The sequence below is a fragment of the Rugamonas violacea genome (genome assembly GCF_016461825.1).
GTDB lineage: Bacteria > Pseudomonadota > Gammaproteobacteria > Burkholderiales > Burkholderiaceae_D > Rugamonas.
On record NZ_JAEMNU010000021.1, the window covers coordinates 1 to 8,344 of the forward strand.

At 69.2% G+C, this 8,344-nt stretch carries 7 protein-coding genes; 3 read left to right on the top strand and 4 right to left on the bottom strand.

The features are described 5' to 3' along the window. Window positions 1-376: 376 nt before the first annotated feature. Complete coding sequence (locus tag H7U20_RS03630; protein WP_199518255.1) at window positions 377-2,086, bottom strand: sensor histidine kinase; 1,710 nt, start codon at window positions 2,084-2,086, stop codon at window positions 377-379. Between the two features lie 4 nt (window positions 2,087-2,090). After that, a complete protein-coding gene (locus H7U20_RS03635) occupies window positions 2,091-2,780 on the bottom strand; it encodes a response regulator transcription factor (protein WP_199518256.1) in 690 nt (229 codons plus the stop codon). A 189-nt stretch (window positions 2,781-2,969) separates the two neighbouring features. Here H7U20_RS03635 and H7U20_RS03640 point away from each other — a divergent pair, with 189 nt between their 5' ends. The 3 genes from H7U20_RS03640 to H7U20_RS03650 all read left to right on the top strand — a co-directional run bounded on the left by H7U20_RS03640 (window position 2,970) and on the right by H7U20_RS03650 (window position 4,920). After that, window positions 2,970-3,545, top strand: a complete 576-nt coding sequence (locus tag H7U20_RS03640; protein WP_233410477.1) for a Spy/CpxP family protein refolding chaperone — start codon at window positions 2,970-2,972, stop codon at window positions 3,543-3,545. Between the two features lie 54 nt (window positions 3,546-3,599). Further along, the gene (locus H7U20_RS03645) at window positions 3,600-3,956 is read left to right on the top strand and encodes a hypothetical protein (protein ID WP_199518257.1); all 357 of its coding nucleotides are present in this window, start codon (window positions 3,600-3,602) and stop codon (window positions 3,954-3,956) included. A gap of 61 nt (window positions 3,957-4,017) precedes the next feature. Then, window positions 4,018-4,920: a dioxygenase family protein gene (locus H7U20_RS03650; RefSeq protein WP_199518258.1), complete on the top strand. Its 903-nt coding sequence runs from the start codon at window positions 4,018-4,020 to the stop codon at window positions 4,918-4,920. Here H7U20_RS03650 and H7U20_RS03655 read toward each other — a convergent pair. Continuing rightward, the gene (locus H7U20_RS03655; protein ID WP_199518259.1) at window positions 4,917-6,344 is read right to left on the bottom strand and encodes a DUF1501 domain-containing protein; all 1,428 of its coding nucleotides are present in this window, start codon (window positions 6,342-6,344) and stop codon (window positions 4,917-4,919) included. The two genes, H7U20_RS03650 and H7U20_RS03655, sit on opposite strands and share 4 nt — an antisense overlap. 11 nt (window positions 6,345-6,355) lie before the next feature. Further along, window positions 6,356-8,080: a DUF1800 domain-containing protein gene (locus H7U20_RS03660; protein ID WP_199518260.1), complete on the bottom strand. Its 1,725-nt coding sequence runs from the start codon at window positions 8,078-8,080 to the stop codon at window positions 6,356-6,358. Window positions 8,081-8,344: the final 264 nt, after the last annotated feature.

The window sequence follows — 8,344 nt, forward strand, 5'->3', positions numbered from 1 at the left end:
CGAATCGTTGGGATGGATAAGTGTACTCAAAACGTGCCGTGCCTTGAAGAGGGGCCAGCTACGGAAAGGTGCATAATCACACGAATCTAAACACTTAGTCACATTCGATAGGTAAAGACGCTGTGGAACAACATAGCCCGATTTGAGCGCTGCTCGACTTTGCCGGTGGATAGTGGCGCTCGACTAGACTCAAGGGCACCTCGAAAAACCGTCATTCCGCATCGGCGGACCGCCGCGCAGGTGGGAATCTATACCCCGCATGTCCATTGGCTCAGCATGGGTTCCCGCCTACGCGGGAACGACAATTTGGTGGTTTTTCGAGGTGCCCTCAAGCTTGCTTTGGCGGAAACGGGTTGGCGCCGGAACGGCGCGACGCTTAGCGCGCCGCCGGACCTGGCGCCACCGGCAGCACGATTTCCACGCACAGGCCGCCGTCGGGCCGGTTGCTGGCGCCGATGCTGCCGCCATGCGCCTGCACCACGTGCTGGGCGATGGCCAGGCCGAGGCCGTGGCCGTCGGTGCTCTTGTGGGTGTCGCTGGCGCGGAAGAAGGGGCGGAAGATGGCCTCCAGGTCGCCCGGCGCCACGCCGGGGCCGCGATCGAGCACGCGGATGTGCAGGCGACTCGCGTCCGGCAGGCAGCGCAGTTGAAGCTGGAGCTTTACCGCGCCGCGCTCGGGGCTGTGCTTGATGGCGTTGCGCACCACGTTCTCGATGGCGCGGCCGAGCAGGTCGGCCTGGCCGATCACCACCACGTCGGCCTCGCCCTCGCGCAGCACGCTGCGCTGCTGGCTGGCGGCTTCGAAGTGGGCGTCGTCGCCGATCTGGTCGAGCAGCTCGGCCATGCTGATCTCCTCCTGCAGCGTGCTGAGGGCACCCGCCTCAAGACGGGCCAAGGTCAGCAGCTCGCCGACCAGCTTGTCCATGCGCACGCTCTCGCGCTCGATGCGTTCCATCGAGGCGGCCGTCTTGTCGGGTTGCTGGTGGGCCAGGCCGATGGCCGCCTGCAGCCGCGCCAGCGGCGAGCGCAGTTCGTGCGAGACGTCGTGCAGCAGCCGGGTCTGGCCGTCGATCAGGTTGCGCAGGCGCGCCGTCATGCGGTCGAAGTCGCGGCCCAGATCGTTGAGTTCGTTGCGGCGCTTGCCGGCGGCGTCGGCGAAGCGGGGCGCCAGGTCGCCGCCGGCGGCGGCCTCGAAGGCCTGGCGCAGCGCGCGGATCGGCCGCGAGAAGTACCAGGCCAGCAGCACCGCCATCAGTGTGCTGGCCAGCACCGCCGCGACGATCGGCACCCACGGCGTCAGCGGTTCGAAGCGCGGGCCGCGAACGCCGCCCGGGCCGCGCATCTCGGCGCCATTGCCGGCGGGGCGACGGCCGGACCAGTCGTCGGATGGCGGCCGCCCGGTGCCGCCGGCGGCCATGGCGCCGGCGGGCGCGACTTGCGCGGCGTCTCCGGCGGCGGCGCGCCTGGCGCCGTCGGCCGATGCTGGATTGGTGCCGTCGTGGCCGTCGCGGCCGTCGAGTCCATCGCGGCCGCCCGGGGCGGCGCCGCCGTTGTCGCCGGCCAAGGCCGGGCCGGGTGGCGGCGGGCGGCGGTCCTCGCCGGGGCCGTCGGCGCCGCGCGCCAAACCGGCCTCGGCCAACCGCGCCAACAACGGCGGCGCCAGCGCGTCGATGCCTTGCTGGTGCTCGGCCGAGGGCAGGAACAGCAGATAGCGGTGGCCGTCCTTGTCCTTCACCTGGCGCACCACGCGGTGGCGCTGCTCGTGCTTGAGCAGGTAGTGCGCCTCGACCTGCATGGCCGGCGTGACGATACGTTCGAGCAGCTCGTGGCCCTTGTCGTCGACGGCGTAGACGCGGTGCCGCTCCATGCTGCCGAGCAGGCCGCGCAACGCCCTGCTGCCGCCGAATTCGAGGGTGGCGGCGGCGGCGTTGATGGCCATTTCGGCCGGCGGGCTGGTGTCGATGTCGGCCGTCGGGCTGCGCACCGGGTTGCGGTTCTTCAGCCAGATGGCGCCGCCGATGCCGACCGTGGCGGCCAGCTGGGCCAGCAGGATGGAGAGGAAGAACTTCCAGAACAGGCGGCCCACCGGCTCACTCCTTGATCAGCTGGTAGCCGAGCCGGTAGACGGTCTGCAGGCAGGAGCGGCCGTCGGCGATGGTGCCGAGCTTGTGGCGCAGGCTGCTCAGGTGGACGTCGATGTTGCGGTCGAAGCGCGCCATCGGCCGGCCCAGGCCCTGTTCCGACAGGGTGTTCTTGCTGACCGGGCGGCCGGCGTGGCGCGCCAGCACTTCCAGCAGGTTGAATTCGGTGCTGGTCAGCTCCAGCGGGGCGCCGGCCCAAGTGGCGCGGCGCTGCTCCGGCCACATGGTCAGCTGGCCGACGCTCAAGGCGGCGGCCGCCGAGGCGTCGAGCGGGGCGGCCTGGGTGCGGCGCAGGATGGCGCGGATGCGCGCGGTCAGCTCGCGCGGCGTGCAGGGCTTGGCGACGTAGTCGTCGGCGCCCAGTTCGAGGCCGACGATGCGGTCGGTGTCGTCGCCGCGCCCGGTCAGCATCAGGATCGGCAACTGGCTGCGGGCGCGGATGCGGCGCAGCGTCTCCAGGCCGTTCATGCGCGGCATCATCACGTCGAGGATGGCGATGGCGTACAGGCCGGTGAAGGCCTCGGCGGTGCCGGCCACGCCGTCGTGCGCGGTCTTGACCTCGAAGCCCTCCTGCTCCAGGTATTCCTGGAACATGCCCACCAGTTCGATGTCGTCGTCTATCAGCAGTACCTTGCTCATTGCAGCGCTTTATTCCCGTGTCGATGCGGCCATCATAACAAACCCGGAACGGCCGCCAGCGCCGATTTACCCGCTTTTACACCGTCCGGCGGGTGCCGTCTTTACATGGATTTACCTGGTGCTTACGGCGCTTTACATGGCCGGCTCGGACAATGGCGACTCCAACAACATAGACCAAGGATACCCGCCATGAACTTCCCCCCACCACGCCACCGCGCCGTCAAGGCCATGCTGCTGCTGGTTGCCGCGCTCTCCCTGGGCGGCATGCATGGCGGCGCCGGCGCCGCCGACGATGAGATGGACGGTCCCGGCCACGGCGGCCCCGCTGCGGGCCATGGCGGCAAGCCGCCGCACGCGCCCGGCATGGCGGCGCAGGAATCGCACGGCGAGCGCAACGGCCCGCCAGGCATGGGCCGTCCGCCGTTTGCGCCGTTCGGCATGGCCGACGCTCCAGCGGGGCTGCGCGGCCTGGAGCTGAGCGAGGCGCAGCAGGACAAGGTGTTCGCCCTGCTGCACGCCCAGGTGCCGTACTTGCGCGAGCAGGAGAAGAGCGCCAGGAAGGCGCACGAGGCCCTGCGCGCGCTGGGCGCCGCCGCGCCGTTCGACGACGCCAAGGCGGCCGGGTTGGCCCAGGCCGCCGCTCAGGCCAACGCCAACATCATGTTGCAGCAGGTGCGCACCGAGCAGAAGCTGCTTGCGCTGCTGACGCCCGAGCAGCGCAAGCAGTTGGCCGACGATGCGCCGCGCCACCCGCCGCGTCCCTGAGCGGGCAATACGACGTCAGCACGACTATTTCACCCACCCACCAAGGAGAGCAGCATGTCGATCAGCGCCATCAGTTCCAGCAGCGCCACCAGCCAGTTGAGTTATTTGAGCAGTACCACGCGCAGCGGCGACAGCGGCGGCACCGAAGCCACGCGCGGCGCCGGCCACCACCGGCGGCCGGAGGGCGGCGGTCTGGTCGGCGCGATCGCCAGCGCCTTGCAACAAATCGGTGTGAGCGACGCCAGCGGCAGCAAGGCCACCAGCACGGACGCCGCGACGGCGGGCGGCGCCAGCGACGACGCCAGCGCGACGCAGAGCAGCGCCCAGGCGCTGGGCGGCTTCCTGCAGGCCTTGTCGAGCAATCTGAGTGGCGCCGGCAGCAGCGGCAACCTGATTAACACCACCGTCTAAACACGCTGACGCATGATGCCGCCGCAGCTGCGGCGGCATTTACTTGATTGGAGTTCGCAATATGGACAAGCAGCACGATACCCGGCCCGATGCCCGGGCCGAACATGAACACAGTCTGGCGGCCGACCTGGACGCGATGATGAGCCTGGTGGCCAACCGGCGCCAGTCGCTGCGCTGGCTGCTGGTCGGTGCCGGCGCCGGCGCGCTGCCGCTGCTGGGTTGCGGCGGAGGTTCGAGCGCCGCCACGGCGGACAGCGGCAGCAGCACCCCGACGGTGCCGGCCCCGCCAGCCACCCCGACCACCCCGACCACCGGCGCCTGCGCGGTGATCCCGGAGGAGACCGGCGGCCCGTATCCGGCCGACGGCACCAATAGCAATGGCAGCGGGGTGACCAATGTGCTGAACCAGGTCGGCGTGGTGCGCAGCGACATCCGCAGCAGCTTCGGCGGCGCCAGCGGCGTGGCGGCCGGCGTGCCGCTGACGATCAAGCTACAGATCGTCAACACCAACGGCAGCTGCGCCACGCTGGCCGGCTACACCGTCTATTTGTGGCACTGCGACCGCGACGGCCAGTACTCGCTGTATTCGAGCGGGGTGACGGGGCGGAACTACCTGCGCGGCGTGCAGGAGGCCGACGGCGGCGGCAACGTCAGCTTCAGCACCATCTTCCCCGGCTGCTACGCCGGCCGCATGCCGCACGTGCACTTCGAGGTTTACCCGACGCTGGCCAAGAGCGTCAGCGCGGCCAACCGGATCAAGACCTCGCAGTTCACCTTCCCGCTGGCGACGCTGAACGAGGTCTACGCCACGGCCGGCTACAGTAGCAGCGTGCGCAACCTGGCGCAGATCAGCTACGCCAGCGACAACGTGTTCAGCGACGGCACCACGCTGCAGATGGGCGCCGTCAGCGGCAACGCCACGGACGGCTACGTGGTGACGCTGACGGTGGGCGTGGCCGCCTAGGCCATGAAGCCCAGGTCGCGCTGGCTGAAGTTGCCGATGTGCGGGAACACGTCGGCGATCTGCGTGGCCGACAGGCCGAACCAGCCGGCCAGCGTGGCGCCGTACTGGTCGACCGAGATGGTCGGCAGCAGCGCGCCGGAGCCGATATCCAATTCGTGTTTCAGGCCGCTGGCCGGGAAGGCGCCGTAGATCTGCCGTCCCTTGACGGCGCCGCCGACGACGAAGTGGTGCGAACCCCAGCCATGGTCGCTGCCGTCGCCGTTGCTGGTGAAGGTGCGGCCGAAGTCGGAGGCGGTGAAGGTGGTGACCTGCCTGCGCATGTCGGCGCCCTGCAGCGTGGCCAGCGTGGTGTCGAAGTAGGCCAGCGCGTGGGCCAGGCGGCCGAGCAGGTCGGCCTGCAGCGCGAGCTGGTTGTCGTGGCTGTCGAAGCCGCCCAGGCTGACGTAGAACACCTGGCGGCGGGCGCCCAGCGCGGAGCGGCCGCCGATGATGCGGGCCACCGTTTGCAGCTGCACCGCCAGGCTGTTGACGCTGGTCGCGCCGGTGCTCGGGTTGACGAAGGGCGTCGGGTTGGGCACGCCGGCGGCGCCGGCGGCCAGCATGGCGCCGCCGAGCGTCGCCTGCGAGGCGATGGCGCGGCCCACCACGGCGGCGTGCTCGCGCTCGAACATCTCGCTGCGCTCGCCGCTGACGATGGCGCGCAGCGGGTTGCCGGCGGCCGGGGCGCCGAACAGCGTGCCGCCCAGATTGCGCACCGGGACGGCGCCGGCGGCGTTGATCTGGTATTGGCGGATCTCGCGGCCGCTGAGGAAGACCGCGTTGCCGGCGGCGGAAATGCAGGTGAAGTTGGCGTTGCCGTTGCCGGCGGCGAGCAGGTCGCCCATGCGGCCGCCCCAGCCGAAGCTGGCGCCCTCCGGCTTGTACGATTGCCACATCGATTGCTGGTCGTTGTGCGAGAACAGTTTGGCCGGCAGCGCGACGCTGCCATTGAGGTATTCCGTCTTGCTGGTCGGCGCGATCAGCGTGCCGACGTTGGCCACCACGGCGGCGCGGCCCTGGTCGAACAGCTCCTTCAACGGCGCCATGCTCGGGTGCAGGGCGAAGCTGCGGCCGGCGTGGCCGCTGGCCGGCACGATGGGCAGCACGCCGCGCGGCGCGCCGACGGCGGGCAGGGCGATCGCCGCGTCGGCGCCGCGGATGCGGGTGTATTCGTCCCACGAGGCGCTGTCGGTGGCCAGCACGGTGTTGAAGGGATCGTTGCCGCCGTTGAGGAAGAGGCAGACGATGGCCTTGTAGTCGTCGGCGCCTTCGGCGGCGGCGCCACCCATGGCGGCCAGGTTGATGGCGAAGGGGGCGACGCTGCCGCCGGCCAGGGTCAACATGGAGCCGAGAAAACGGCGGCGTGATTGATGGTGTTCGTTCATCTCATTGTTCCTTACTTTTGAACCAGGTATTCGGGCGAGGCCATCGACAGGTAGATCGCCAGGTAGACGCGGTTGCGCAGCGTGCCGGCGATGCCGGGGGCGTTGCTGGCGTAGGGCGGCGGCATCACCACGCTGTTGATGGCGGCCAGGATCTGGCCGCGCAGCGTGGCGCTCATGGCGCCGTTCAGCAGCAGCAGGTTGACGCGGTCGACCAGGGCCGGCGGGTCGGTCGCCAGCGCCAGCTCGGCGGAGTAGCTGGCCAGGACGTCGTATTTGTAGCCGACGCCGTAGGGCACCACCTCCTGCATCACGTTCAGGTAGCCGGTCACCGATGGTTCGGCGGTGATCTGCATCTCCGGCGCGACCATGCCGGCCGCCGCGATGCTGGTGTTGGGCGGCGCGTACGCGGGGCGGAAGAAGTTGAACACCGACGGCGAGCGCATCGGCGTCTGGCCCAGGCCGGACAAGGCGTCGTCCTGTTGCGGGATCTGGTAGCGGCCCGACGCCGAGCGGGCCTCGAAGGCGCGCATCCAGTTGGCCAGGCGCAGCACCGGCTCGCGCAGCTTGCCGCCGCGCAGGGCGAAGGTCTGGCGCGCCTCGGGATCGAGCAGCACGGCGCGCACCACGGCCTGCATGTCGCCGCGCACCCCCTTGCCGTTGTTGGCGAAGATGGCGGCGACCCGGCTGATGTAACCGGGGCTGGGGTTGCTGCTGACCAGGCGCTGGATCAATTGGCGGCCGAAGAAGGGGCCGACGTTGGGGTGGTTGAACAGGGTGTCGAGGGCCACCGCCAGTTCGGCCTCGGCGCTGCCGTTGACGCTGACGCCGAGGAAGCGCTTCTCGCTGGTCGAGTGGTAGGTCGGGTACTGCTGCATCGGTTTCCAGTCGCGGTCCGGATCGGCCAGCGCGCCGTAGAAGCGCAGGCCGCTGTTGTCCGGCCCGGCCCAGCTCCAGCCGGTGAAGACCTTGGCCAGGCCGGCCACGTCGTCGTGCTTGTAGGTCTCGATCGGCGCGCCGTTCTGCAGGCGCAGGCTGCCGTCCTGGTTCAGCTGGTACAGGCCGATGCTCATCAACTGCATGACCTCGCGGGCGAAGTTCTCGTCCGGCAGGCGCTCGCCGGACTCGCGCCGGTTGCCCAGATAGGTCAGGTAGCGCCCCATCATCGGATGCAGGGCGACGTCCTGCAGCAGGGCGCGGAAATTGCCGAAGGCGTGCTTGCCCAGCATGTCGTAGTAACCGGTCACGCCGCGCGGGAAGTCGGCGACGCCGCCGTCGGCCAGCGAAATGACGAAGATCTCCGACAAGGCTAACTTGACGCGTTGGCGCAACTGGTCGTCGCCCTGGGCGGCCTGCTGCCAGAAGGTTTCGAGGAACAGGTCCTGGCCGTACTTGCTGCCGGCGGGGATGCTGGCCAGCGTGGCCTGGTAGGTGGCGAGGTGGCTGCGCGCCGGCTTGGCGAATTCGCTGCTGAGCCAGGCGTCGGCGCCGCGCACGCCGACATCGGCGATGCTGGCCATGGTGGGGCCGAAGCTGGCTTGGCCAAGGAAGCGCGCCGCCGCCGCCGGGCTCATTCTCGCCGCCGGCGCCGCGACGCCGGCGCCGCTGAAAGTGGCGCTGGCGAGCAACTGCGGCGAGGCCGCGCCGGTGTCGCCGGCGCGGTCGCCGTCGCCGCCGCAGGCGGCCAGGAGCAGCAGGGGGAAGGCCGCCATGGCGAGCCTAAATTTTCCAGATTTCATCTATTTCCTTAGCGATTAGAAACTGCGCCGATTGTAGAGTGCTTCCGTTTCCTCGCCATTTTTTAGATCCAACTGTGCGCGGACGACTGTTGAGGTTGTCTGTTTTTAGGCGGTTTTAAAATGATTTTGACCGAACTTATCATATTTAAAACGAATATTATTTTTGGGAAACGTCATATTTCCGCAACGCATTATTACTATAGGGAACAATTTGGCGAAGTTTTTTTCGTTTGGCGTGGCGCCGGCGGCGGGGGGGGGGGCGGG

Coding starts and splice junctions, on each gene's coding strand:
- H7U20_RS03635 (WP_199518256.1), bottom strand. CDS start 2,780: ATGAGCAAGGTACTGCTGATAGACGACGACATCGAACTGGTGGGCATG.
- H7U20_RS03640 (WP_233410477.1), top strand. CDS start 2,970: ATGAACTTCCCCCCACCACGCCACCGCGCCGTCAAGGCCATGCTGCTG.
- H7U20_RS03645 (WP_199518257.1), top strand. CDS start 3,600: ATGTCGATCAGCGCCATCAGTTCCAGCAGCGCCACCAGCCAGTTGAGT.
- H7U20_RS03650 (WP_199518258.1), top strand. CDS start 4,018: ATGGACAAGCAGCACGATACCCGGCCCGATGCCCGGGCCGAACATGAA.
- H7U20_RS03655 (WP_199518259.1), bottom strand. CDS start 6,344: ATGAACGAACACCATCAATCACGCCGCCGTTTTCTCGGCTCCATGTTG.
- H7U20_RS03660 (WP_199518260.1), bottom strand. CDS start 8,080: ATGAAATCTGGAAAATTTAGGCTCGCCATGGCGGCCTTCCCCCTGCTG.